We start from the raw sequence: 23,853 nt of genomic DNA, 5'->3' as shown, positions 1-23,853 counted from the left end.
CCGGTGAACCCTCAGAACTACCTGTTTCTGTCCGCCCTGTTGTTCACGATCGGCGCGGCTGGAGTGCTGTTGCGGCGCAACGCCATCGTCGTGTTCATGTGCATCGAGTTGATGCTCAATGCGGTGAACCTCGCCTTCGTCACCTTCGCCCGGCTGCACGCGAATCTCGACGGTCAGGTCTTCGCGTTCTTCACCATGGTGGTCGCCGCGGCCGAAGTCGTTGTCGGCCTTGCCATCATCATGACCATCTTCCGTGTCCGCCGCTCGACCTCGGTCGACGACGCCAACCTGCTGAAGTTCTGACGTGGACGGGGCAACGCTGTTTCTGCTGCCCGCGCTGCCGCTGGCCGGCGCGGTCATCCTGCTGCTCGGCGGCAAGTACACCGACAAGTGGGGTCACCTGCTCGGTATTGCCGCGGCCCTGGCGTCGTTCGCGGTCGCCGCGATCGGGTTCTTCGAGATGCTCGGCCGCGCCAACGCCGAACGGGCCATCCACACCAACCTGTTCAGCTGGGTCCCGGTCGCCGGACTGCAGGTCGACTTCAGCCTCCAATTGGACCAACTGTCGGTGTGTTTCGCGCTGCTGATCACCGGAGTGGGATCGCTGATCCACATCTACTCCGTCGGCTACATGAGCCACGATCCGGCGCGGCGGCGGTTCTTCGCCTACCTCAACCTGTTCCTCGCGGCCATGCTGCTGCTGGTGCTTGCGAACAACTACCTGGTGCTCTACCTCGGCTGGGAGGGCGTCGGCCTGGCGTCCTACTTGCTGATCGGGTTCTGGCACGAAAAGCCGTCCGCCGCAACGGCGGCCAAGAAGGCGTTCGTGGTCAACCGGGTCGGCGACATGGGGCTGGCGATCGCCATGTTCACCATGTTCGCGACCTTCGGCTCGATCAACTTCGCCGACGTATTCGCCGCCGCACCGAACGCGAGCGAGGGCAAGCTCACCGCGATCGGATTGCTGCTGCTGCTCGCCGCGTGCGGCAAGTCCGCCCAGGTACCGTTGCAATCCTGGCTCGGTGACGCGATGGAGGGCCCGACCCCGGTGTCGGCGCTCATCCACGCGGCCACCATGGTCACCGCGGGCGTGTACCTCATCGCGCGGTCCGGCCCAATCTTCGACCTGGCCCCCAATGCCCGGCTCGGCGTGGTGCTGGTGGGCGCGGTGACGCTGTTGTTCGGCGCCGTCGTCGGCTGCGCCAAGGATGACATTAAGAAGGCTCTCGCCGCCTCGACCATGAGCCAGATCGGCTACATGGTCCTCGCGGCCGGGCTGGGTCCGGCCGGATACCCGGTGGCCATCATGCATCTGCTCACCCACGGGTTCTTCAAGGCCGGACTGTTCCTCGGCGCCGGGTCGGTGATGCACGCGATGGACGACGAGACCGACATGCGCCGCTACGGCGGACTGCGGACACTGCTACCGATCACCTACGTCACCTTCGGCCTCGGCTACCTCGCCATCATCGGCGTGCCGCCGTTCGCCGGGTTCTTCTCCAAGGACCGGATCATCGAGGCGGCGTTCAACCAGGGCGGGGTAAACGGGCTGGCGCTCGGCACGGTCACCCTCATCGGTGCGGGGCTGACCGCGTTCTATATGACGCGGGTGATGCTGATGACCTTCTTCGGCGAACGCCGCTGGAAGCCCGACACCCATCCGCACGAGTCACCGGCGGTGATGACGGGGCCGATGATCCTGCTCGCCGTGGGTTCCGTCGCCGCGGGTGGATTGTTCGTCCTCGGGTCGTCGCTACAGAACTGGCTCGAACCGGTGGTCGGAGCGCACCACGGCGAGGAGACCGTCCCCGCGGCAGTCGTCACCGCGCTCGCCTTGATCGTGGTCGCGACCGGTGTCGCGGCCGCCTACTACCAGTACGCGCAGCGCGAAATCCCGGAGACCGCACCCGAAGCCGTCACCGTGCTGACCGTGGCGGCCCGTAAGGACCTCTACGGTGACGCGTTCAACGAGGGCGTGTTCATGCGTCCCGGTCGGCACCTGACCCGGGCGCTGGTCTTCTTCGACAGTCGCGGCATCGACGGCATCGTCAACGGCACCGCGGCGCTGATCGGCGGCCTGTCCGTCCGGATCCGGCGGGTGCAGTCCGGTTTCGTGCGGTCCTATGCCCTGTCCATGTTCACCGGCGCGGCCCTGGTGGCCGCAGCCCTGCTGGCGGTGAGGATCTGGTGAACGACTTTCCCTGGTTGACCCTGTTGTGGGTGTTGCCCGCGGTCGGATCCGTGGCCGTACTCGTGCTGCCCGCATCGCAACGCACGCTCGCCCGCTGCCTGGCATTCGGTATCTCGGTCGCCGTGCTCGCGCTGGGTATCGTGCTGGCCGTGCGCTTCGAACCCGGTGGGGCACAGTATCAGTTCGTCGAGAACCACGAGTGGATCCCGGCTTTCGGCGCCGGATACACCGTCGGTTTGGACGGGATCGCACTGGTGCTGGTGTTGCTCACCGCGGCGCTCATACCGCTGCTGATCCTGGCGGGCTGGAATGACGAACGCGAGGTCGGCAGCGGACGCCGCGTCGCGCACACCTATGTCGCGCTCACCCTCATGGTCGAGGCGATGGTGCTGATTTCCTTTGTCTCACTGGACATTCTGCTGTTCTATGTGTTCTTCGAGGCCATGCTCATCCCGATGTACTTCCTCATCGGTGGCTTCGGGCCGCGCAGCGCGGATGTGCAGGTGCGCCAGCAGCGGTCGCGGGCGGCAGTGAAGTTCCTGCTCTACAACCTGTTCGGCGGGCTGATCATGCTGGCCGCGGTGATCGGGTTGTATGTGCTCACCGCCCGGGAAGGGCTCGGCGCCGGGTCGGCGGGCACCTTCGACTTCCGCACCGTCGTCGCGGCGGCCAATACCGGGCAGCTCGGCGCGGGTCCGGCCGTGTTGAATGCGCTGTTCCTCGGGTTCATGTTCGCGTTCGCGGTGAAGGCGCCGCTGTGGCCGCTGCACACCTGGCTGCCGGATGCGGCGGTGGCGGCGACCCCATCGAGTGCGGTGCTGATGATGGCGGTGGTCGACAAGGTCGGCACCTTCGGCATGCTGCGCTACTGCCTGATGCTCTTCCCCGAAGCGTCGGGAACCTATGCGCCGCTGGTGATTACGCTCGCCGTGATCGGCATTATCTACGGTGCGCTGCTTGCCATCGGCCAGACCGACGTGATGCGCCTGATCGCCTACACCTCGATCTCGCACTTCGGGTTCATCATCCTCGGCATCTTCGCCATGACCAGCCAGGGGCAGACCGGGGCCACACTGTATATGGTCAACCACGGCATCTCGACCGCCGCGCTGTTCCTGATCGCCGGCTTCCTGGTGTCGCGCCGGGGCACCCGTGTCATCGCCGAGTTCGGCGGGGTGCAGAAGGTGGCGCCGGTGCTGGCCGGCACCTTTTTCATCGCCGGTCTTGCCACCTTGTCGCTGCCCGGGCTTGCGCCGTTCATCAGCGAATTCCTGGTCCTGGCAGGCACATTCACCCGCTACCAGGTCGCCGCCGTCATCGCAACGGCCGCGCTGGTCTTGGCGGCACTGTATGTGCTGTGGCTCTACCAGCGCATGATGACCGGCCCGGTGAAGGAAGGCAACGAACGGCTCTACGATCTGGTGCCGCGCGAGCTTGCCGTGGTGGTGCCGCTGATCGCTGCCCTGCTGTTCCTTGGGATCTACCCGAAACCGGTGCTGGACTTCATCAATCCCGCGGTGGGACAGACGCTCACCACCATCGGCAAGCACGATCCCGCGCCGTCGGTGCCGTCGCTCCCGGAAGCGGGCGCACACAGCGGAGGAGGGCACAAATGAGCGCTCTCCTGAACGGAACGGTTGATCTGGGCCCCGGCCGCTGTACGAACTTCGATTCAAGGACGGCATAAGTGACTTCCTACGAATACGGAACCGTGCTCGCGGCGACTGTCCCCGCACCGAGCATCGAATACGGCAAGCTGTCGCCGATGCTGATCGTGTTCGGCGTCGCGGTGGTGGGCGTCTTGGTGGAGGCGTTCTTCCCCCGCAAGTATCGGTACGCGACCCATTTGATGCTCGGGCTCGCGGGTTTGGTGGCGGCGCTGGTTGCGGTCATCCGGCTGGCGGGCACCAATGCCACCGCGATGGTCGGTGCGGTGTCGGTCGACGGCGTGACGCTGTTCCTGCAGGGCACGATCATCGTCGTGGCCATCCTCGCGCTGCTGTTCATCGCCGAGCGTGGCGCCGAGCCGCGGGCCGAGGGACGCTCCGGCCCCGGCACCTGGAGTCTGGCCGCGGCGACCGTCGGGCGCGGCGTTGACGCGTTCACGCCGCAGGCGTCCGCGGTGCCGGGTAGTGCGGGCGAAATGGCCGCTGTTCGAGCGGGTGTCGCGACCACCGAGGTCTTCCCGCTCACGCTGCTCGCGGTCGGTGGGCTGCTGCTGTTTCCGGCGTCCAACGATCTGCTTACCATGTTCGTGGCGCTCGAGGTGCTGTCGCTGCCGCTGTATCTGCTGTGTGGAATGGCGCGCCGAAAGCGGCTGCTCTCGCAGGAAGCGTCGCTCAAATACTTTCTGCTCGGCGCGTTTTCATCGGCGTTCTTCCTCTACGGTGTGGCGCTGCTCTATGGGCAGGCCGGAACAGTGCGGCTCGGTGGTATCGCCGACGCGATAGCGCAGCACCCGCAGAACACCACCCTGGCTCTGCTCGGTGTCGGCCTGTTGTCGGTCGGCCTGCTGTTCAAGATCGGTGCGGTGCCCTTCCAGTCCTGGGTGCCCGACGTGTACGAGGGTGCGCCGACCGCGATCACCGGATTCATGGCCGCTGCAACGAAAATCGCAGCCGTCGGTGCGCTGCTGCGGCTGCTCCAGGTCGCGGTGCCCGGCCTGCGCGACGACTGGCGTCCGATCCTCGCCGCCATCGCGATCGCCACCATGGTCGTCGGTGCGGTCATGGCCATCACCCAGACCGATGTCAAGCGTATGCTCGCTTATTCCGCGGTCGCGCATGCCGGTTTCATCCTCACCGGCCTGGTCGGCGCCAACAACACGGGCGTCTCCGCGGTCCTGTTCTACCTGCTGGCCTACGGTATCGGCACCCTCGGCGCCTTCGCGGTGGTCAGTTTGGTCCGCGACAGCTCGGGTGGAGAAGCCACCGCCATGTCCCAGTGGGCGGGCCTCGGCCGCCGCTCCCCCTGGCTGGCCACCGTCTTCGCCCTCTTCCTGCTCTCCTTCGCGGGCCTGCCCCTCACCAGCGGCTTCGTCAGCAAGTTCGCGGTCTTCCAAGCCGCGTCCGCGGGCGGCGCGGCCCTCCTGGTGATCGTCGGCGTCATCTCCAGCGCCATCGCCGCCTTCTTCTACATTCGCGTCATCGTCCTGATGTTCTTCACCGACCCGCCCACGGACGCACCCACGATCGTCACGCCCTTCCTCACCACTACCGTCGTCACCTTCACCGCGGGAGCCACCGTCCTGCTGGGTGTCTTCCCCCAGCCCCTGCTCGACATCGCCTACCGTGCAGCAACTTTCGTGCAATAGGCCCACCGGGACTGGCATCTGCCGGGCAGTGCTTTCGGCCGGTGGCTCGCCATTCCATTTGGCGAGCCACCGGCCATTCAGCAATTTCGTATGGAGTAGTTCACCGTTCCGCCGACTCCTGGCTCTGCCCGTCGTCTGGTTCGGGCAGCAGCAGCCCGAGAGCAATCGCGGCGGCAGGAATGAAGCACAGTGTGGTGGGGACTTGCCTGTGGGCCGTGTTTGTCGGCGATCGCGCCGAGGACGGGCGCACGATTCCGACCCGGTCGGCGAGACGACCACCCGACAACGTTCCCGCCACGCCACCGACGAGGAAGGCGGTCAACGCCGCGCCACCGAGTTCGGGCAGTCGTGACGTTCTACCGCCAATGCGGCCTGATCGGGCGTGAGATCCATGACGGCAGTCTCTCAGAACGCCCTCGCACAACATGTGGGTTTTGAGGGGACTTTTGCGAACGGCCACCTGCGGAAACGGGTCGGCTTCCAGCGCTCTCGCAGAACTCTCACAGATGCGTTTGTGAGGTCGCGGTGTGCGACGGCCGCCGCGCAATGTTCCCGGCGGGCTGCCGCCGGGGCTGGTGATTCCAGGTTCCCGGCGGGGCCTGGGTTAGCCGGTCGTTGTCGGCCGCAGTGCGTCCATGACGAGGTCGATCAGTCGTCCGGTCTGCTTGGAGGTATTGCTGGCGGTGCTGGCGAGGAAGATCCCCAGCAGCATCACGGTGATGTCCTGCGGCTCGACGTCGGCGCGGAGTGAGCCGGCTTCGGCTCCGCTGGCAAGGATCGTGGCGATGGCGGTGGTGATGCGTTCCCGGGTGGCCGGTGTGGCGATCCGTCCCGAGGCCCAGCCTGTGCGGAGTGTGTCGGCCATGCCGCGCTTCGTCGCGATGAATGCGGCGTAGCGCTCCATCCAAGCTCGGAGCGCCGCGTCCGGCGGAAGCTCCTGGAGCAGGGCGGGAGCACTGCCGGCGACGTCGTCGAGTTCGGCGGCGTACACGGCCTCCACCAATGCCTCGCGGGTCGGGAAATGGCGGTACAGCGTGCCGATGCCGACGCCGGCCTCGCGGGCGATGCCTTCCAGCGGGACGGTGCCGTCCGAGGCCGCGAACGCGGCCCGGCCGGCCTGGACGAGCCTGTCCCGGTTGCGCAGCGCGTCGGCGCGGGGGGTGCGCGACTTCTTCCCGGGGTCGGTCCCTGGGGATGTCGGGTCGGCGGAAATCATAACGGAGGTGCCTCCGGTAAAAGTGCTATAGTTCAATGAAGCGGAGGTTCCTCCGCTTCTCTTATTGTCTCATGAGGATGGAATCTCCCATGACCTCGACCAGCACTCCCTCCCCCCAGCTCACGGCCACCGGTGCCCCGCGCGCAGGAGGAGCCGGGACGATCGGAGGCCGCACGGTTTCCCGCATCGGATACGGCGCGATGCAGTTGGAGCGCCGGCACGCCGACCGCGACGCCGCGATCGCCCTCCTGCGCCGCGCGGTGGAGCTCGGCGTCGACCACGTCGACACCGCCCAGTTCTACGGCGACGGTTTCGTCAACGGGCTCATCCGCGACGCGTTCCGCCCCGAGGACGGCATCATGGTCGTCAGCAAGGTCGGCGCCGATCCCAATCCAGGCGGCACCGTTCCGCTACGCCCCGCCCAGCGGCCCGAGGAACTGCGGGCGAGCGTCGAGGACAACCTCGAGACCCTCAGCCTCGACCAGATCCCAGTGGTGAACCTTCGCCGCTTGGACACCAGGCCAGGCCTGCAGGCCGAGGGCGACCAGGTGGTCGACCTCGACGACCAGCTCGCGGTGATGACCTCCCTACGGGACGAGGGCAAAATCGGCGCGATCGGCCTGAGCGGCATCACCCTCGACGGACTGCGCCAAGCCCTTCCCGCCGGGATCGCCTGCGTCCAAAACCTCTACAGCCTGGTGTTCCGCGGCGAGGAGGAGATGCTGCGGCTCTGCACCGAAGAGCAGATCGCCTGGATACCGTTCTTCCCGCTCGGCGGTGCCTTCCCCCGCATGCCGAAGGTGGCCGACAACCCGGCCGTCACCGCCGCCGCGCAGTCCCTCGGCTGCACCCCCTCGCAAATCGGCCTCGCCTGGCTGCTCCACCACGCGCCGAACATGCTGCTCATCCCGGGCACCGCGGACGCTGGACACCTGCAGGCGAACATCGCCGCCGGAACGATCGAGCTCGACGGCGCCACGCTGGCCGCGCTGGACGCCACCGAGTCACAGTCCATCGACGTCACACTCGGCTGAGCGCGTCCGCGGCGGGTGCGCTTGGGAGCCAGCCGGAAGCCCGCAGGGTGGTCCAGGTCAGCGCAGCGGTCTCCAGCGAGACCTTGAACCACCACTACACCCCGGTCCGAAGCCATTCCGGCTCCAGGGTGTGAAAATGAACGCTCGGCCCCTGCGACGGCTCATGTGGACGCCGCGGGATTCTCGGGTCAAGTTCCAAGCTCCATTGCTCCCGCCGCCACCACGGCCGCTCGTGACACGTTTCATCAGCCGCCAACGGAGCCGGACATCACTCGATGTGATCGGCCTACATCAGCCAGACCGCTAAGCGCGACTTTTCTCGCCACTGGACCAAGCGCCGCCAATTGCATCGGATGCGAACTCGCGACGGTATGCGAACACCGGGCGTCGCTGTCCGGAATTGTGTTGGCTGTGAAGGGAATTCCGCCCATCAGCTGACTCTGAGAATAGTCGTCACCGGCGGGCTGGTGCTGCTGCGACATGCCGATGCGGCGTGGTGACCTGCAATTCCTCCCTCGATTCGCACACGATGCGACCTTCTCGCGTGACCGTACCGACTCAGCCGAGGCGGCGATCGCGCTCCTCGGTCTTCACTCGCGCGGCCGGATCAGGTGGGCCGTTTCGCGGAATTCGCTGTTCGGCAGGAGGTCACGCGCGATCCGCACGGTTCGCGGCGGTGTCGATCTCGGCCATGTGCTCCTCCGCCCACGCCCGCAGTGCGGCCAGCGGATTTTCCAGGGACAGCCCGAGATCGGTAAGGCGATAGTGCACGCGCGGCGGAACGGTGGGTTCAACGCGGCGGGCGACCAGCCCGTCGCGGGACAGGCTTTGCAGAGTGACCGACAGCATCTTCTGCGATACGCCGGGCATCCGACGCTGCAGTTCGGCGAAGCGCACCTCGCCGGGCGCGGCCTCGGCGAGCAGTTTCACCACCATGGACACCCATTTGGTGCCGAGCCGATCGAGCAGCCGTCGGGTCGGGCAGCGGGGGGCGAACAGATCCCCGCGCTGGCCTGTGCTGGTTCGGGTAGTCACCTGGAGCTCACCACCTGTATCGAAAGTGCCGTCTTGGCAGGCTACCTCTGGTTACCTACGGTCAGCTAGTAACTATCGGTAACCGGCTAGCGGAGGATCGAATGTCTCACGAACTGCCAGATCTCACAGTGCGGATGGTGGCAACCAACGGGATCAAAGCGAACGTGGCGATCGCCGGCACCGGACCGGTAGTCCTGCTGCTGCACGGCTTTCCACACACCTGGCAGCTATGGCGCGAGGTGATGGGCCCACTCGCGCAACGACATCGAGTGATCGCGCCGGACCTGCGCGGCCTCGGCGCCAGCACGCGAGCACAGGACGGCTACGACGCGGGCACGCTTGCCGCCGACGCCGAGGGGCTGCTCGACGCCCTGGGTGAAACCAGCGCCTCCGTCGTCGCGATCGATGCCGGTGCTCCGCCGGCGTTCCTACTGGCGATGCGGCGGCCCGAACGAGTCAACCGGCTGGTGCTCATGGAATCACTGCTGGGCACGCTGCCCGGTGCCGAAACCTTTCTGACCGGTGGCCCGCCCTGGTGGTTCGGCTTTCACGCGGTACCGGGTCTCGCCGAACAGGTCCTTGCCGGACACGAATCCGATTACCTCGACTGGTTTCTGGCGACCGGCACCCGGGCCGCGGCATACCCGCAGAAATCCGCGACGCTTTCGCCGCCGCCTACACGGGCGCCGATTCCTTGCGGTGCGCGTTCTCCTACTATCGGGCGATGCCCACCAGCGCTGAGCAGATCCGGCGGGCAGTCGACACCGCCCGGCTCACCGTGCCGACGATGGCCATCGGATCCCACCCGGTCGGAACCGCACTCGAAACCCAACTCCGGCCCATCGCCGACACCCTGACCGGGCACTTGATCGAGGACTGCGGCCACATCATCCCCCTCGACCGCCCGGCGACACTGGTGCCATTGCTCGCCGACTTCCTCAATTCCTGAGCGCCACACCATGATCTGGTCATGCGAGGGCGATCAGGCCGGCCGAGCACCGGCTTCGGCGCTGCGTACTCAACCGAAGTAGTGGCGCTTGTCCAGGTCCTCGATGAGCCCGGCTGGACCGGCCGCCACCCGAGCAGCTCGCTGGTCAGCGCGCTGGATGCAGGCTGGATGCAGGCTGGTCGCCCGCGAAGACCTGCCCCAGAAAACCGAGATCCTCGACCGGGACGGAAGCCGTCGGCAGGTTCAGGTGGCGGCCGATCACCTCGGCGATGTCGCGAATCGGCACGCCCTCATCGCCGACCGCGTGCAGCACCGATCCCTGCGGGGCCTGCTCGACCGCGAGGCGGAACAGGTGCGCGGCGTCCAGCACGTGCACCGCGGGCCAGCGGCTGGACCCGTCGCCGACGTAGCCGGAGACACCCTTGTCTGGGACATTCACAGTGTCATCGTGGCCGGGTTGGTGTGTTGAGTCGGGCCATGAGTTCGCGGTTGGTGGCGCGAGCTGCGGCGAGGTCGTCGTCGCGTTCGTCGAGTTGTTGCTGCAGGTCGAGATTCTGCTGTTCGAGCTCGTTGATGCGCTGGTGGAGGGCGTCGATGTCGGTGGGTGCGCCGAGCCCGGACTCGCGCCAGGTCTGTTCACCGAGCGCTTCGGACAAGCGTTTCTCGAGGTGCTGGATGCGGGTGTTGAGCCGGGCGGCTCGTTCCTGGGCGGCGAGCAGGTCGGCCTGCAGCGAGGCGCGGGTGACCGCGGGCCCGGTGTCGGTGATGGGGGCCGGATCTGCTTGCAGCGCATGGATTTTCTCCAGGAGGTCGCGGTGCCGGTAGAGAAAGGTGCGGTCGACTCCGGCCGCGCGAGCGATCGCGGACGCGCTGATCTGCTCGCCGTCGGCCGCGGCCCGGTCGAGCACCGTCAGGACGCGTTGACGGCGGCGCATCGAGTCGTCGCGGCGGCCGTCGAACATCGGCCGGGTATTGATGGTGTGTTGCGCGCGTGTGGATTTCGGTGGGGTGGTGGTCATGCGCTGGTCTCCGATTCGGGTGTGGTCGGTGATGCGGGTGTGGTGGTGAGGATCGGCATGCCCAGTGGGACGCTGTGGGTGGCGCGGTGACGACGCACGATGGCGACCGCGTCGTCGATGCGGGCTCGTTCGGTGTCGTCGAGGTCGGCGACGTCGCTTTTGATCCGGTTGATCAACCGTCTGATCCGGGTGATTTCCTCCTGGGTGGGGGTGGCATCGGCACGGGCCCAGTCGTCGACTCCGTCGAGGGTGGCGGCCAGTCGTTCCCGGGTGCGCAGCAGATCGTCGAGGTATGCCTGGAGGTCGGGCAGGTAGGCGATGTTCGTGCGGAAATGGTCGCAGCCCGCGCAGCGGAACCGGACGGGGCAGGCGCCGCCGCCGGCTGTGACGTTGGTCGGTTCGGTGCAGGTGCCGTAGGGGACGGCGACCTCGCCGACGGCGTGGCGGGCGCGTTCGGATTCCAGCAGCATCCGCGCGTCGCGCCAGATCCGGTTGCCGTGCCGGTCGAAACTGAGCGCGGTGACGGTGTCGACCGCGGCGCGGCGGCGGTCCTCGCCGATGCGGTAATACCGGCGGGTCATGGAATAGCCGCGGTGATCGAGCAATTCGGCCAGCACGTCGATCGGAACCCCAGCGGCCGCGTGTCTCTGGGCATACGAATGGCGGTATCCGTAGGGAACCACCCGGGATTTGTCGAACTCGATTCCGTCGCGGGTTCGCAACGTCGGCAGCGTGGCCACCCAGTCGCGGTGGCGCGCTTGAAGGGTCGTCGTGCTGATCGCCTTGCGTTGGTGTCGATCAACTTCTGCTCGCGGGCGAGGGCATCGTCGAGTTGCTGTTGCAAAGCCTGAACGCTCGCCGGGATCGGCCCGCAGCCAGCGGCGGTCTTGAATTCGGCGATCAGTTCGGTGTGGTGCTCGTAGAGCCGGTGGCGGGCGATGTTCGCCTCGGTCGCGAGCCCGGCGACGGTGAGCTTGCCGCTGCTGCGGTGGGGTGTTCCTTTGAGCAGCCGATGGGCCGCTTCGCGGAGTTGGTGCTGCTCGGCGTCGAGCTGGGCCTGTCGATCCTCGGTCATTTCACGGCTCCGTCCTCGGGGTGTGGTCGTTCGCTCTCGTGGTCGGTGATGGCTCGTTCGTGCGCCTGCAGCCGCTGCTGGATGCGTTGCTGGAGCGGCTCAGGAAGCCCGGGGATGCCCAGCTCCGGCCCTGAGGTTGCGGATATGGTTACGGAGTTCGTTGATGTCGCGGTCGGTGCGTGCGATGTTGGTGCAGGTCATCCGGCAACGCCACCATGACGGACCGCTGTCGGTGTCCTCGGATGCGCGGCAGGCCGCGGTCGCTGGGCGATAGACACAGGTCAGTAGCAGACCATGGTGGATTTGCAGATCAGGATTCGACAGTGCTTGCGCGACTTGAGCTTTCGTGGTGATGGCTAACCTGGCGTATTTGCTTCCGGCGGCGAACCGTCGGCGGTATTCGTCGGCGGCCGGGCCGGAAACGTGCTCACCGCCGAGCACGAGGCGCTGGTGGTCGTCGTGGATGGCTTCAGCGCGGACCAGGAACTGTTCGAAGGCGATCTCATCGACGAAGCCGGAATCGGCACGCCCGGGCGTAGCCGAGAATCAGTTGATCGTGAGCGTGGCCGTATTGCATTGCGCCAGCGATGGTTCCGCCGGGACGCCGGACGATGTGCCAGGCCAGCGTGCGGCGCGCGCTCGCGCCGATGATCACCGGATTTCAGCTGCTCACCGGACATGAAGATCAACCCGAGCATGGCGTCGCGGCTGATGCATCCGTGGCGGAGGTTCAGCGCTACTGGTGCAGGGGTGTTATTCAACCCGTGCACTATTCCGCGGTCTGGAGGGTCTCTGGCAGCTGCAGGAGCTCCGCTTCGGTGGCGAAGGACTCGGTGGCTGAGATGAAGGTCAGCAGGCGGACGGTGCGTCCTGCCGCGGCGGCTGTCTTGTGGTGTCCGTCCAGGAGGTAGTGGAACAGCCCCCAGTGGCGTTCGCGGCGGAACCAGGGTCCTTGGATGTCAAGGAGCCCGAGGGCGACGACTGTGGGGTGGCCGTCGGCAGCGCTGGCATAGTGGTCAGTGGTTGCCGGATCGGCCTGTGCGGGGTCGGTGATGGGGACGGCGAACTGGAACAGTTCGTCGTGTTCGTTGACGCGGTTGCTGCCGAGCCGGTAGTAGGCGGTGTTGGCTGGGTCGAGTGGATACTCGAACTCTTCGTTTCGCCAGGCGCGGGGGCCTTCGGCTGTGAAGTAGTCCTCGGCTGAGCCGGGTGTGACGAGCGTCGGCTGGACGTCCAGCAGCATGACGAGGTAGTCCCCATGGGGCAGCTGGGCCGAGAAGGCGCCGATGACCTCGGAGTCCAGTGTGTCGAGTCCGGTGTTGAGCCGGTCGCGGACCTCCTCTGGGGGCGGCGTGCCCTCGGTCGTTCCGGGTTGGCGGCGAAGGACCAGCCCGCAGGTGCCGCAAGAGTAGGCGATCTGGTAGGCGGGCTTGCCGTCGATCGTCAGGTAGCGGCTGGGGCGTTGTGTCCAGTCGACCCCGAGCCGGGATGTCTTCGTTCCCAGGGTCATGAGTTCGCAGGCGAGGACCTCGGTCATGGTCGGAGTCTGCCGTGATGTCGGTTCTGGGGCATGCGGATTACTCGCCGGCTCACCACCTGATCCGGCGTGAACGGTGATGGAGTTGCCGCGTTCGACTCTCGGGCGACGTCCGCGAGGAGCGCGGCCGCCCAGAGGAAGACCTTGGGGTCGCCGAGGCCTGAGTCGTTGAGCCATTGAGCGGCCCGGCGCGCGCTCTGCTCGGGGGTCGAGGAGTAAATCCGCCCGATCCGGAGCTGTAGCCGAGCATGTGGCGAATGTCTTCGGATACGGTGCGGGCGCAGTCGCGGCTGGTGGAGCGGGTGAAGGCCTCCTGGGGTCGCAGCCAGGGTTCGCTGTACTGGGCGGTCACGGCCAGTACTGGAACGCTGGCGAAGTCGACGAGGAATTACCGCTCATTCGGGAAGCATCAAAGCCCCTTTTCGTCAGTGGAGGGCTGTGCTGCGTGCGACCACAGTTGTTCCCAGTAACGACGATGTGACTGGGCTCGGCGCTGTGACAGGATCGTCGGCAAGAGGGATGAGGAGCCGGTGACATGATGAGAATCCGTACGACGAGGTGTGTCGAGAAGGGGCATGCGGAGTTCACGGCGACGATAGCCGGATCACCATCGATCGTGGCACCTCTTCTCACGTTGTTGAAATCTCTGGAAAAGGCGGTGCTGGGCGGAAGCTGGTTCGAGCCTAGACGCAAGATTCCGCTGGGTATGCGGTTGCTGCGAATCGTTGCCCGCGACGACGAAACGCTCGGGATCGAAGAGCAGACTGCGCCGGGACAGTGGAAGGACCAGGTCGATCGGGCGCTCACCGAGGATCTGGAACAGATGAGCGCCTGCAGCAGGCTTGGTCTGCCGATGGGCGAAGACAGGGTGTACGAAATCCAGCTCGCCACCGTCCAACCTTGCGCGATGGAATCCGAGGTGCTCATCCTCGACCGCAACGTCGATAGCGAGAGGCAGGGGCACTCGGGTTGGCGCGTGCTCTGCGGCACCGAACACGACCACCAGAAGTTGACGTACGTCGCACTGTCCGACGTTGTGGCGGCCTGCGCGGCCGCGGCGCAATTTCTGCGGCTGCCCAGAGGCGCGCGGGTCCTTTTCCGACCTCCACAGTCGCCAGGTAAGCCCATCTGGGCCAATGCCTCCTACCAGGGCCGGGCATTGAACTCCGGCGAGTTGATGCAGTTCCCTGAGAACACCGGCAAAATCCCCTGGGCCCGCGGCGCGCTGCTGCAATTCGACGCCGGGCAATGGCGGACCGGGGCGGGTAAGTTGGTGGAGCTGCCAGATGTCGTTGCCCGAGTCAACGATCCGGTCGCGGCGCAAGCAGCGGGCCAGTGGATAGGCTGGGTGCTGGACGATGTCCAACGGCGTATCTCCCAAGACGGGTTCCGCTTTGCCGCTGGACAAACCATTAGGTGTGGTGCGCGGACGTTGCGGTTGATCGACCGCCCCGATGGACTGGTCGGCCTCGAAGAACGCATCGCAGGCGACCGGTGGTCCGAGCAGGTCGACAACACGCTGCGGGAGCAGTGGCAGCAGCGACAAATACTGAGCTCGTTGGGGGCATCCGATGACTGGCTGCGGTTTCCCGCCGATGACCAGACGGTCAGGGTCGGCGAGTGCGTGAACGAGACGACTCCGGCATTGCTGTTGGCTCGCTCCCAGGATGACAACAATTCACAGTTCAGCGGCTGGACGTTGAGTTGCGTACGAGAGCACGATCACGGCGCCGAACGCGCCAGGGCGATATGGGAGCTGACCGAGTCGTTTCCATTCCTCACCCAGTTCTTGGCGCTGCCTGTTCCGATGTCCGTTACTACCGATGCTCCAAGCGGTGCCGCCTCATCCGATGCCGTTCGGTTCAGCGTTCGGGCCTACGGTCTGGAGTTTCTCGCGGAATCGGGATCCTACCTCGACGGTCTCAACTACCAAGCGGGACAAACGACTATCGACACAGTGGGCCTCTCCGAATGATGGAAAGCTCAACGTGAAACCCCTGGGCCCCGGCATGCCGGGCAATCGGATTTCAACTGGTCACCAGTCGCGTAGATTATCCAGAGTCGTGGCCGGACCCGGTGCCAAGCATCCGCAATTCGGCATTACCGGCGAGGGCGTGATTGTCTTCAATGGCGTAGGCGGGCCGACGATGGTGACTGCTCCTTGATAACGGGTATGCCGAGATGTGCTTGTTCGGGAGATGACGCCGCGCGTGTTCGCGCAGCTCCTCGGCCAGTGCATCCGCGTCCGGATGCTTCTTGTGCCATGACGACGGCCTCAGTCCGGGAGTGGTCCAGTAGACGATATAGATGCCGTGGGTGAGCGCGGCGGGTTCCATGTACTGGCCGACGAGTTGATCGTCGATCGCGGTCAGCAGTTCGCGGTTGTTGACCCGCTTGGCTTCAAAGACCACCCGTCCAAGGTCAATGCCTCCGGAAGTGGCCGTGATGTCGATGCGGGTGCCGACGTTGGTGGCGTTGGGGCGAGTCACCTGTATCTCTCGATCTACGACGACGTGAGGTCGCAGCCGCAAGCGAAGCTGCTCCGCCAACCAGTCGGAGATGGTGTCCTCGCCCTTCGGCGAGGCGTCCTTGGTGCCGGGTTCGCCGTCCCACAGGCTTGGAAAGGCGGCGCGCCCGCGGACGTCGTGTTGGATCTGATCGAGCTGTTCGAGCAGAACTGTGAGCAGTCCGGCGCTGTCGCGGACCAGCCGGGCGTCCCCACTGGCCAGCAAGTTGATGAGCGTGCCCGGCTGCAAGGGCCGCCAGTTCGCAAGCGCCTCACGAGTGCGCGCCTCCTGCAACAGGTGCCGGATCTGCTCGAGGTCTGTTGCCGGGCGGCTGTGCCCGAGGGTGGCCAGGTGAGAGGCCATGGCGCGACCGGCCATCGACTGCAGCAGATGCGTGCGCAGCCGGCGAGCCGTGGACTCCGGGGTGCTCTCAGTGAAGTCGTCGCTTTGTGCAGGATCCTCAGCAAGGGTAGCTCGTCGAGCAGCATGCCGGTCAGCGCGGCGAGTGAGGTGTTGGACAAGCGCTCGGGATCGAGGTCGCGCAGACGCTCTCTCCTCGCTCCTGTAGGGCGGCATCACGGTGATCACCGAGGCCCACGAAGCCCACGCAGTCGGCTCGACGTCGGCCAGCAGGTCAGGGCGGCGCGCGGCCAGGGTCGCGAGCAGGAACACGGCAGCCAGTCGGGCATCGTGTCACCGCCGAGCATCTTCGCCCAGACGGATCGACCGGCGCGCACACCTGAAGGAGATGCCCAGCGCATGAGCAGCGACGCAGCGACCGGCGCCCTGGCGCGCTACAACAAGGACCGCAGCCAGCAGAAGAAGAACGCCGTCCGGGTTGCGCTGGGCGAACTCCTCGAAGACACCCGACAGCCGATCACCAAGTCCAACGTCGCCCGTCGAGCACGCGTTTCCCGCGAGGTCTTCGGCGCCAATAGTCTCGGCCCCGGAACTCGAGCCACGGGTACTGGCCAGTGAGGAACCCGGCCGGCGGGCTACGCAGACATCTACGCCTTCCTCAGCGAGGAGCTGCTCACGGGCGTAAGGGTGAACCACTTCACCCTCGGAAACATGCTTGATCTCGTTGTCGAACCCGTGCCGCTGAGAGGCCAGGCTCACTCCGCCGGCTGATCTGCGTCGGCTGTTGTCGGTTCGTTCGCGTCGAGCAGACGGCACAGCAGTTGGTCGAAGGTTCCCAGTTGAGCGGGTGTCAGAGGCGCGAACGAGTCGGCGAGGACTTCGCCGAGGATCCGGTCGCCGGCTTCGCGGAGCCGTTCGCCCTTGGCGGTGAGGCGATGCCGGATCGCACGCCCTGGGCCGGGAACTCGTTCGATGAGGCCACGTTCGATCATCCGTGTGGCGAGCGCCCCGAAGGCCTGATCGGTCTGGAATGTCAGCTGAGCCAGGGTATGTTGGCTCGCTTCGGGATTCATGTGCAGATGCCGCAGCGCATCCCATTGCACGAGGCTGATCTCTAAGGGCGCCAATCGCGCGTTGGCCGTGCGGTGGTGCCGTGCCTGCAGGCGCTTCACCGACAATCCGATCTCCTGGGGCGTCCTGGTCACCCGTCGAGTGTACCCAATCGAATCAGGTTGCTTAACTAAATATGTTGAGATAAGCTCGTTTATATTCAATCGGCTGATCGAAAGAGAGCTGGCATGACCGCCACAACACACACCCTGACCATCGAGAATCGCGGTTCGGTGCAGGTCGCCTTCACCGAACGCGGCGAAGGACGTCCCACGCTGCTGCTACACGGCGGCGGCGGTCCATCGACGGTGGAGAGCTTCGCCGAGCTTCTGTCCGCAACCGAGCGCACCCGGGTCCTCGTCCCCATCCATCCCGGCTTCGCCGGCACACCGCGCCCATCGTCGCTGACCACCATCCGTGGACTCGCCGCGCTCTACGTCGCACTGCTCGACGAGCTCGGCCTGACCGACGTCACCGTCATCGGCAACTCCATCGGAGGCTGGATCGCCGCCGAGATGGCCCTGCTCGGCTCCCCCCGCCTCAGCCGCATCGCGCTCGTCGATGCCGTCGGGATCGAGGTCGCAGATCATCCCGTTGCCGACTTCTTCGGTCTCACCATGGATCAGGTCGCGCAACTGAGCTTCTACGATCCGGATACCTTCGGCATCGACCCGTCCACCATGCCTGCCGAACTGCAGGCCGTCATGGCAGGCAACCGAGCCGCGCTGGCCATCTACGGCGGGACACCGTCGATGGTCGATCCGACCCTGTTGCCCCGCCTGCACGGCATCGCAGTGCCGGCCCTCGTGCTGTGGGGCGACTGCGATCGGATTGTCGACCCCGACTACGGCCGCGCCTACGCCGACGCGATCCCCACCGCCCGGTTCCAGCTGCTCACCGCCACCGGACACCTTCCCCAGATCGAGGCACCGCACCTGCTCCTCACGGCCGTGCGGGAGTTCACAGACAAGCACACCACCACGACTACCTAGGCAGACGAACATGCGCGTCTTCCTCACCGGCGCCACCGGTTACATCGGCGGCGCCGTACTTTCTGCACTCTGCACGCACGGCCACGACGTCACCGCGGCCGTGCGGCACGCATCGACGGCCGCGAGGATAGAGGCTTCGGGCGCCCGGCCCGCAATCGGCGAGCTGACCGACCTCGATTGGCTCACCAGCCAACTCTCCGATGCCGACGGGGTGATCCACTGCGCCGCACCCAGGGACGGGACCAACGCTGCACTCGATGCCGCGGTCCTCGACTCGGCTGTGGCCGCATTCGCCGGCACCGGACGGCCGTACATCCACACCGGCGGCACCTAGGTCCATGGATCCATTCACCGTCCCACCGACCGACCGGCTCGATCCGCGCGAGCGCCTCCGCGCTCGGCTACACACCCTCGGCCGCCAGCCAACAACTCGCCGCGTTGCAACGCCAGACCGGGCTGCAGCTGGTCTGCGTCCAGGCCTGCATGCACCCGCACCGATTGCCCGGCCGAACCAATGCGCCACTGCTGATGGCGTCGGATGAATTCCATCACGCCCCAACAGCATTCGTTCCTGACATGACACCCTCCAGGCCCTATGCGTTGGCCCGACCCGGCCGCCGCCTCGGTCGCAGATGGCGCCGCCGACGGGATCGACGTGTAGTCGCTCATCCCGAATACGGATCGGCTCGCTGCATCGTCACCCTCAATCTGGGTCCAGCCCTGTCGTGGCCGCCGTTCACCGAGAATATGAACAACCCGTGCTACCAAGACGGTCCGATCCCGGACCCGTGGCAGGGCACCACTGAAATCTGGGAATTCGTGAATGGGTGACGGCTTCTTCCATGGCGTCGAGCGAGGCGTCCTCGACCTGGGCGGCGCCGACCATGAACTGGACTTTGGCCAGTGCCGCATGCCCATTGGGTGCGACTGCGTTCGCCTGGAACGGGTCTGCGACGCGGCCGACTTGCGCCGACTTCGAGAGATTCTGGACGGACTGCTCGATCGCCTGCCGTAACGGCTGATCGGTCACCCGGTACGGGCCGCGCGTTGCGAAGACCACCTGCGTCTGCCCCCGGAAAACGCGGGAAACTTCTCCTTCAACAAATCGGCGGCGGCCTGCGACCGTGTGCCCAGCACCGAGAAGTCATCGACCGTCTTGCCACCCGACCCAGGGCTCCGGCGTTGTCGGTCTGCAAGCCGGTGAGCTGCGGTAATTAGCTGTGCGACACGCCGTTTCGGATGCGAGGCGGACACGGGTGGCTCGAGGAGGATGAAGGTTCCTTAGGCCAGAATCTTCCCCGGAGTCGCCCGTGTCCGTCTGTTCAGTATCCCTTGTCGAGCCCGTTGTGGAGGTGTTGGATCGACGGCGCGTCGAACCGGAAACCCACACGGTCGCACCGTGTTTGCTGGAGGTGCTGAAGACGGTTCCCGACCCGCGTGATCCCCGTGGAATCCGGTACCCGTTGGTGGGGTTGCTGGCGATCATGATCCTGGCCACGGCGGCGGGGATGCAGTCGGTGGCCGGGTTCGCCACCTGGGTGCGTACCGCGCCACCGGAAGTGTTGGCAGAACTGGGCATCCGAGTGCGTCGCCCGAGCGAGAAGACGTTGCGAACCCTCATCGCCAGACTCGACGCCGCGGATCTGGATCGCCGGTTGGGTGACTATTTCGCCGCCGTGGCCGCTGCCGCGGACTCCGGCGGACTGATGGCGGTGGCCCTGGATGGCAAAACCGTGCGCGGGGCGCGCCTGGGCGGGGGCCGCGCACCGCACCTGGTGTCGATCTTCGCCCACCACGCGCGATTGGTCCTCGGCCAGCTGGCAGTCGCCGCGAAGTCCAACGAAATCCCCACGGTGCGAAAGCTTCTGAAGGCAATGAACCGGACCGGGCTCATCGCCACGATCGATGCGATGCACACGCAGGTCGCCACGGCGAAACTGATCTGCGGGCAGCTCAAGTCGCACTATTTGATGACGGTGAAGGCGAATCAGCCCAAGCTGTTGGCTCGCATTATCGCCCAGCCGTGGGCCGAGGTCCCCATCGCCCACCGTGACGCCGACGCCAAGCCATCGCACGGCAGGATCGAGACCCGCACCATGAAGGTGCTGAGCGTGCCGCGCGGGATCGGGTTTCCCTACGCCCGCCAGATCATGCAGATCACCCGCGAACGCGTCCAGGTCACCACCGGGAAACTGACGGTCGAGACCGTATACGCCATCTGCAGTGTCACCTTCGAGCAAGCCAAACCCCGACAGTTAGCCGAATGGTTGCGAAACCATTGGGGAATTGAGAATGCGATCCACTGGGTCCGTGATGTGACCTACGACGAAGACCGCAGCACCCTGCGGACCGGCACCGCTCCGCAAGTCGCCGCGACGCTCCGAAACACGGCGATAAGCCTTCACCGCATCGATGGTGCCGCCAACATCGCCGAGGCCTGCCGGACGACAGCCTTCTCACCGAACAGAGGCCTCCACCTGCTGACGAACACCCAAAACCCTTGGTCGCAGGCTAGTTAGGCGACAACGCCGGAGCCCTGCCACCCGACCCCGACGCGAGAGCGACCACCCCGACCGCGACGAGAACCCAGAATGCGACGACATATCGACGACGGTGAAATTCCCAACGGCCGAGCCGGTACAGACCATGCGGCGGTGCGAGCGTCCGCAGCAGCGTCGTCCCCTACCTCGCAATCTCCATCCCGGTCGTCGGGGTAGGCTTAGCAGCACAGGCTTGGGGCCTGCGGACCGCGGGCGTAGCTTTCGCCGCCGCCGTGGCACTTCTGGCAGTTGCCGCACCGTCCGTGTCCTGGCGGGTGGGCCGTCTCGCCGCAAAATCTAGGGCAGATCAACAAATTCTGTTCACAGGAGCATCATCATGACCGAGCACATCGCAGGTGTCGCAATCCCCGACAGTCGGCTGGTGGCGGAGGCCACCGAACTGGTCCGCAGCAGTGCGCCGCCGCTGCTGTTCCATCACTCCCGGCGGGTCTACCTGTTCGGGATGCTGCAGGGGCAGCGGCGCGGACTGAAGCCCGATCCCGAACTGCTGTATGTCGGCGCGATGTTCCACGACCTGGGCCTGACCGACACCTACCGCACCAAGACCCAACGCTTCGAAGTCGACGGCGCCGACGAAGCCCGTCGATTCCTCGCGTCCCACGAAATCGACGCCGAGACGACACAACGGGTATGGACCGCGATCGCTCTGCACACCACACCCGGCATCCCTGAGCACATGGGACCCGAGATCGCACTGGTGACCGCGGGCGTCGAAACCGATGTCCTCGGCATCGGCTACCACGACCTGGACCCAGCCGACATCAACGCCGTCACCGCGGCTCATCCGCGGCCCGACTTCAAGAAGCAGATCCTCGCCGCGTTCACCAACGGCTTCGCCGATCGGCCCGAGACCACCTTCGGAACCGTCAACGCCGACGTCCTCGCCCACTTCCTACCCGGCTTCACCCGAACCGACTTCGTCGACGTCATCGAATCCAGCCCCTGGCCCGAATAGTCCACCCAAGCCCCGGTCTGCCTGTCACCGTGATCGGAGTCTGCGGCGTTCTATCGCGTGGCCGCGTTGTGCATTCTGCTGTCGGGTGACGGACCGTAGGCCGGACGTAACAGTCCCGCGCCAGTGACGAGGGGCAACTCCATTGCCGACAACATGCCCGGGGCAGCGCGGTGTACCGCGGGGATAGCGTTGACCATCCGTGCCGCGCCTGCGACGCGTGCGCCGAGGTCGTGGTCACGGCCCTCGGCCAGTTCGAGTTCGCATCGCACGCTGGGTGATCCCTCGATCTCGACCCGATAGGTTCCCCGACCCGTGACTCCGGGATGGACGAAATCGTATGGGGCGATGGTGATGTGGGGCTGGGGCCACTCCGGGGCGATGTCGTCGCGCATTCTGCTGACGTGATCGACTATCAGCTTCGGTTGCCCGTCGATGTGCGCGGTGAGGGTCGACCGCATCGCAGCGATCGTCCCTGCCTCGACACGCCCTGTCGGAGTATCGAATCCAGTCTCGGTCGCGACTCGTTCCACGGCTTCGGCAACGTGGTCGATCTCGGCGCCGAGCGCGGCCGCCAGTTGGTGCAGCACCGGCCCCCACCCGAACGTGAACACCCCGGGCGTCGCCGCGAACGCTTGAAATTCCGGCGGTTTGCCGAATCCCAGAATGTCGTAGACGGCATTCGTATCCGGATACGTGCCGTAGTTGAACATCTCGGTGACTCGGATCGAATCGACGGTGCGTGACAGCCCGGTGAGCATCAGCGGAAGCACATCGTTGGCGAAACCAGGATCGATCCCCGTATTGAAGAACGAACTTCCGCCGCCCTGGCATGCCTGCCGAAGGTCGGCGGTAAGCGCGTCGTCCACTGCGGATGGAAACACCAGGGGCACAACCGAACACGACACCACGTCCTTGCCCGCGCGCAGCGCCGCAGCCATGTCCGCGATCGCCTCGGCAGGCCGCAGGTTCGCCGCCGCCGCGTAGACGACGACATCGGCGTCACCGTCCACGATCGCCGCTGGGTCACGGGTGGCGATCACGCCGGTGTCCGGGATTCCGCACAACGCACCGGCGTCTCGTCCCGCCTTCGCCTCGCTGTGCACGACCAGCCCGACAAGCGTCAGATCGGGATGATCGATCACCGCCCGCAGCGCTATCAGCCCCATCGAGCCCGGCCCCCACACTGCCACCTTGATCATCGCGCCTCCTACAACGCTCGGTACTGCCTCCCGCCCGCACGTCGAACTCCACAGTGGCGGACAGATGGACAGCAGTGTTATTCAACCAAGACACATTGCCTGATCTGTCTCAAGCTAGAATCGAAGTGGGCATACTGTCAACATCGAGTTGCGGTCGCAGGAGCCGCTGGAAGGGGTCGGCGTGGCGCGAGACTGGATGGCCGACCGCAGGACCGAGGTCGCGGCCAGTGCGATCCTCGACGCGGCTGCCCAACAGTTCGCCCTCCACGGCCTCCACGCTGTCGGGATGAACGACATCGCACGGGCGGCCGGATGCTCCCGGCCGACGCTGTACCGGTACTTCGAAAACCGCCGCACGCTGCTGCTGGCATTCGTACACCGTGAAACACACCGAATCGCCGAGCGCATCCGAGAAAGGACTGCGCAGATTCCCGACCGGCACGAGCGCCTGACCACCGCGATCACGACCGCCGTCGAATCGGTCCGCGAAACACCCACTCTGACCGCATGGTTCGAACTCGGAGATGCCGCACTCGCCGCCGAACTCGCCCAATCCTCTTCCGTCATAAGCACTTTCGCCGCAACATTTCTCACCGACGATCCGGGCACAGACAACGACCTCGACCTGAAGGTCCAATGGGCCGTTCGCGCCCTCATCTCGCTGCTCACCGTCCCCGCACCCAGCCTGGCGGTCGAGCACGACCTCATCGCCAAGTTCGTCGTTCCCGCCTTGCTCGGCCCCTCCCACGACGCCGAACAGCACAACCACAACTTCGCCTGAATCGCGGCGATCGAGGACG

24 protein-coding genes and 4 pseudogenes are annotated in these 23,853 nt (G+C 66.0%); 15 read left to right on the top strand and 13 right to left on the bottom strand.

Going from position 1 to position 23,853, the window contains the following annotated elements:
• Positions 1-3 precede the first annotated feature (3 nt).
• From nuoK to nuoN, 4 genes are all read left to right on the top strand, one after another.
• On the top strand, positions 4-303 hold the full coding sequence (nuoK, locus tag ACV7NQ_RS40485) for an NADH-quinone oxidoreductase subunit NuoK (RefSeq protein ID WP_463364328.1): 300 nt from the start codon (positions 4-6) through the stop codon (positions 301-303).
• 1 nt (position 304) lies between these two features.
• Complete coding sequence (gene nuoL, locus ACV7NQ_RS40480; RefSeq protein WP_463364327.1) at positions 305-2,191, top strand: NADH-quinone oxidoreductase subunit L; 1,887 nt, start codon at positions 305-307, stop codon at positions 2,189-2,191.
• Positions 2,188-3,807, top strand: a complete 1,620-nt coding sequence (locus ACV7NQ_RS40475) for an NADH-quinone oxidoreductase subunit M (protein WP_463364326.1) — start codon at positions 2,188-2,190, stop codon at positions 3,805-3,807. The genes nuoL and ACV7NQ_RS40475 overlap by 4 nt, the downstream gene beginning before the upstream one ends.
• 71 nt (positions 3,808-3,878) lie before the next feature.
• The gene (gene nuoN, locus ACV7NQ_RS40470) at positions 3,879-5,504 is read left to right on the top strand and encodes an NADH-quinone oxidoreductase subunit NuoN (RefSeq protein ID WP_463364325.1); all 1,626 of its coding nucleotides are present in this window, start codon (positions 3,879-3,881) and stop codon (positions 5,502-5,504) included.
• Positions 5,505-5,604: 100 nt separating this feature from the next.
• Here the strand turns inward: nuoN and ACV7NQ_RS40465 are convergent, their stop codons facing one another.
• Together ACV7NQ_RS40465 and ACV7NQ_RS40460 are read right to left on the bottom strand one after the other, a co-directional pair.
• Positions 5,605-5,826, bottom strand: coding sequence for a hypothetical protein (locus ACV7NQ_RS40465; RefSeq protein ID WP_463364324.1), 222 nt, complete (start codon positions 5,824-5,826; stop codon positions 5,605-5,607).
• A 282-nt stretch (positions 5,827-6,108) separates the two neighbouring features.
• A complete protein-coding gene (locus ACV7NQ_RS40460) occupies positions 6,109-6,720 on the bottom strand; it encodes a TetR/AcrR family transcriptional regulator (RefSeq protein WP_463364323.1) in 612 nt (203 codons plus the stop codon).
• A gap of 89 nt (positions 6,721-6,809) precedes the next feature.
• Between ACV7NQ_RS40460 and ACV7NQ_RS40455 the strand changes: the two genes are divergently transcribed.
• Positions 6,810-7,754 (top strand): aldo/keto reductase, encoded by a 945-nt coding sequence (locus ACV7NQ_RS40455; protein WP_463364322.1) that lies wholly within the window; start codon positions 6,810-6,812, stop codon positions 7,752-7,754.
• A gap of 648 nt (positions 7,755-8,402) precedes the next feature.
• Here ACV7NQ_RS40455 and ACV7NQ_RS40450 read toward each other — a convergent pair.
• A complete protein-coding gene (locus ACV7NQ_RS40450) occupies positions 8,403-8,789 on the bottom strand; it encodes a winged helix-turn-helix transcriptional regulator (protein WP_463364321.1) in 387 nt (128 codons plus the stop codon).
• A gap of 101 nt (positions 8,790-8,890) precedes the next feature.
• On the opposite strand from ACV7NQ_RS40450, the gene ACV7NQ_RS40445 reads away from it, so the two are divergent.
• Entirely contained in the window at positions 8,891-9,646 is a 756-nt protein-coding gene (locus ACV7NQ_RS40445; protein ID WP_463364320.1) for an alpha/beta fold hydrolase, read from the top strand.
• A gap of 161 nt (positions 9,647-9,807) precedes the next feature.
• On the opposite strand, the pseudogene ACV7NQ_RS40440 reads toward ACV7NQ_RS40445, so the two are convergent.
• The 6 genes and pseudogenes from ACV7NQ_RS40440 to ACV7NQ_RS40415 all read right to left on the bottom strand — a co-directional run.
• Positions 9,808-10,162: pseudogene (locus tag ACV7NQ_RS40440) on the bottom strand (Rossmann-fold NAD(P)-binding domain-containing protein); the annotation flags it as partial.
• A gap of 19 nt (positions 10,163-10,181) precedes the next feature.
• A complete protein-coding gene (locus ACV7NQ_RS40435) occupies positions 10,182-10,757 on the bottom strand; it encodes a DUF6262 family protein (RefSeq protein ID WP_463364319.1) in 576 nt (191 codons plus the stop codon).
• Positions 10,754-11,497, bottom strand: a complete 744-nt coding sequence (locus ACV7NQ_RS40430) for a tyrosine-type recombinase/integrase (protein WP_463364318.1) — start codon at positions 11,495-11,497, stop codon at positions 10,754-10,756. Before ACV7NQ_RS40430 ends, ACV7NQ_RS40435 begins: the two co-directional genes overlap by 4 nt.
• Positions 11,498-11,931: 434 nt before the next feature.
• Positions 11,932-12,273 (bottom strand): hypothetical protein, encoded by a 342-nt coding sequence (locus ACV7NQ_RS40425; RefSeq protein WP_463364317.1) that lies wholly within the window; start codon positions 12,271-12,273, stop codon positions 11,932-11,934.
• Positions 12,274-12,601: 328 nt separating this feature from the next.
• The gene (locus ACV7NQ_RS40420; RefSeq protein WP_463364316.1) at positions 12,602-13,369 is read right to left on the bottom strand and encodes a hypothetical protein; all 768 of its coding nucleotides are present in this window, start codon (positions 13,367-13,369) and stop codon (positions 12,602-12,604) included.
• Positions 13,370-13,604: 235 nt separating this feature from the next.
• A pseudogene (locus tag ACV7NQ_RS40415) lies at positions 13,605-13,727 on the bottom strand (phytanoyl-CoA dioxygenase family protein); the annotation flags it as partial.
• 348 nt (positions 13,728-14,075) lie between these two features.
• Here ACV7NQ_RS40415 and ACV7NQ_RS40410 point away from each other — a divergent pair.
• Positions 14,076-15,344 (top strand): hypothetical protein, encoded by a 1,269-nt coding sequence (locus ACV7NQ_RS40410; protein ID WP_463364315.1) that lies wholly within the window; start codon positions 14,076-14,078, stop codon positions 15,342-15,344.
• 76 nt (positions 15,345-15,420) lie between these two features.
• Here the strand turns inward: ACV7NQ_RS40410 and ACV7NQ_RS40405 are convergent, their stop codons facing one another.
• A complete protein-coding gene (locus ACV7NQ_RS40405; RefSeq protein WP_463364314.1) occupies positions 15,421-16,239 on the bottom strand; it encodes a hypothetical protein in 819 nt (272 codons plus the stop codon).
• Between the two features lie 396 nt (positions 16,240-16,635).
• On the opposite strand from ACV7NQ_RS40405, the gene ACV7NQ_RS40400 reads away from it, so the two are divergent.
• Positions 16,636-16,854, top strand: coding sequence for a hypothetical protein (locus ACV7NQ_RS40400; RefSeq protein WP_463364313.1), 219 nt, complete (start codon positions 16,636-16,638; stop codon positions 16,852-16,854).
• Between the two features lie 137 nt (positions 16,855-16,991).
• On the opposite strand, the gene ACV7NQ_RS40395 is transcribed toward ACV7NQ_RS40400, so the two are convergent.
• The gene (locus tag ACV7NQ_RS40395) at positions 16,992-17,441 is read right to left on the bottom strand and encodes a MarR family winged helix-turn-helix transcriptional regulator (protein WP_463364312.1); all 450 of its coding nucleotides are present in this window, start codon (positions 17,439-17,441) and stop codon (positions 16,992-16,994) included.
• A gap of 93 nt (positions 17,442-17,534) precedes the next feature.
• On the opposite strand from ACV7NQ_RS40395, the gene ACV7NQ_RS40390 reads away from it, so the two are divergent.
• The 3 genes and pseudogenes from ACV7NQ_RS40390 to ACV7NQ_RS40380 form a co-directional block, all read left to right on the top strand.
• Positions 17,535-18,338, top strand: coding sequence for an alpha/beta fold hydrolase (locus ACV7NQ_RS40390; protein WP_463364311.1), 804 nt, complete (start codon positions 17,535-17,537; stop codon positions 18,336-18,338).
• Positions 18,339-18,348: 10 nt separating this feature from the next.
• A complete protein-coding gene (locus ACV7NQ_RS40385) occupies positions 18,349-18,672 on the top strand; it encodes an NAD(P)H-binding protein (protein ID WP_463364310.1) in 324 nt (107 codons plus the stop codon).
• An 8-nt stretch (positions 18,673-18,680) separates the two neighbouring features.
• A pseudogene (locus ACV7NQ_RS40380) lies at positions 18,681-18,806 on the top strand (helix-turn-helix domain-containing protein); the annotation flags it as partial.
• A 268-nt stretch (positions 18,807-19,074) separates the two neighbouring features.
• Here ACV7NQ_RS40380 and ACV7NQ_RS40375 read toward each other — a convergent pair.
• Positions 19,075-19,368, bottom strand: coding sequence for an MMPL family transporter (locus tag ACV7NQ_RS40375; protein ID WP_463366004.1), 294 nt, complete (start codon positions 19,366-19,368; stop codon positions 19,075-19,077).
• Positions 19,369-19,648: 280 nt separating this feature from the next.
• Here ACV7NQ_RS40375 and ACV7NQ_RS40370 point away from each other — a divergent pair, with 280 nt between their 5' ends.
• The 3 genes and pseudogenes from ACV7NQ_RS40370 (at position 19,649) to ACV7NQ_RS40360 (ending at position 21,854) form a co-directional block, all read left to right on the top strand.
• Positions 19,649-20,857 (top strand): ISAs1 family transposase, encoded by a 1,209-nt coding sequence (locus ACV7NQ_RS40370; protein ID WP_463358437.1) that lies wholly within the window; start codon positions 19,649-19,651, stop codon positions 20,855-20,857.
• A gap of 137 nt (positions 20,858-20,994) precedes the next feature.
• Positions 20,995-21,219 (top strand): annotated as a pseudogene (locus ACV7NQ_RS40365) (hypothetical protein); the annotation flags it as partial.
• Positions 21,216-21,854, top strand: coding sequence for an HD domain-containing protein (locus ACV7NQ_RS40360; protein ID WP_463364309.1), 639 nt, complete (start codon positions 21,216-21,218; stop codon positions 21,852-21,854). The pseudogene ACV7NQ_RS40365 and the gene ACV7NQ_RS40360, both read left to right, overlap by 4 nt.
• 50 nt (positions 21,855-21,904) lie before the next feature.
• Here ACV7NQ_RS40360 and ACV7NQ_RS40355 read toward each other — a convergent pair whose 3' ends face one another.
• Positions 21,905-23,053, bottom strand: coding sequence for an NAD(P)H-dependent amine dehydrogenase family protein (locus tag ACV7NQ_RS40355; protein WP_463364308.1), 1,149 nt, complete (start codon positions 23,051-23,053; stop codon positions 21,905-21,907).
• A gap of 181 nt (positions 23,054-23,234) precedes the next feature.
• Here ACV7NQ_RS40355 and ACV7NQ_RS40350 point away from each other — a divergent pair, with 181 nt between their 5' ends.
• Complete coding sequence (locus ACV7NQ_RS40350; protein ID WP_463364307.1) at positions 23,235-23,834, top strand: TetR/AcrR family transcriptional regulator; 600 nt, start codon at positions 23,235-23,237, stop codon at positions 23,832-23,834.
• The last annotated feature ends 19 nt before the right edge of the window (positions 23,835-23,853 follow it).

The organism is Nocardia sp. Tas62D01 (genome assembly GCF_055232035.1).
The sequence above is the reverse complement of the archived record's forward strand: the minus strand, read 5'-3'. Positions and strand labels throughout refer to the sequence as shown.

Excerpts from the sequence above, each read along its gene's own strand:
- ACV7NQ_RS40460 (WP_463364323.1), bottom strand. The coding sequence starts at position 6,720 with ATGATTTCCGCCGACCCGACATCCCCAGGGACCGACCCCGGGAAGAAG.
- ACV7NQ_RS40455 (WP_463364322.1), top strand. The coding sequence starts at position 6,810 with ATGACCTCGACCAGCACTCCCTCCCCCCAGCTCACGGCCACCGGTGCC.
- ACV7NQ_RS40445 (WP_463364320.1), top strand. The coding sequence starts at position 8,891 with ATGTCTCACGAACTGCCAGATCTCACAGTGCGGATGGTGGCAACCAAC.
- ACV7NQ_RS40435 (WP_463364319.1), bottom strand. The coding sequence starts at position 10,757 with ATGACCACCACCCCACCGAAATCCACACGCGCGCAACACACCATCAAT.
- ACV7NQ_RS40420 (WP_463364316.1), bottom strand. The coding sequence starts at position 13,369 with ATGACCGAGGTCCTCGCCTGCGAACTCATGACCCTGGGAACGAAGACA.
- ACV7NQ_RS40410 (WP_463364315.1), top strand. The coding sequence starts at position 14,076 with ATGCGGTTGCTGCGAATCGTTGCCCGCGACGACGAAACGCTCGGGATC.
- ACV7NQ_RS40405 (WP_463364314.1), bottom strand. The coding sequence starts at position 16,239 with ATGGCCTCTCACCTGGCCACCCTCGGGCACAGCCGCCCGGCAACAGAC.
- ACV7NQ_RS40400 (WP_463364313.1), top strand. The coding sequence starts at position 16,636 with ATGAGCAGCGACGCAGCGACCGGCGCCCTGGCGCGCTACAACAAGGAC.
- ACV7NQ_RS40390 (WP_463364311.1), top strand. The coding sequence starts at position 17,535 with ATGACCGCCACAACACACACCCTGACCATCGAGAATCGCGGTTCGGTG.
- ACV7NQ_RS40385 (WP_463364310.1), top strand. The coding sequence starts at position 18,349 with ATGCGCGTCTTCCTCACCGGCGCCACCGGTTACATCGGCGGCGCCGTA.
- ACV7NQ_RS40360 (WP_463364309.1), top strand. The coding sequence starts at position 21,216 with ATGACCGAGCACATCGCAGGTGTCGCAATCCCCGACAGTCGGCTGGTG.
- ACV7NQ_RS40355 (WP_463364308.1), bottom strand. The coding sequence starts at position 23,053 with ATGATCAAGGTGGCAGTGTGGGGGCCGGGCTCGATGGGGCTGATAGCG.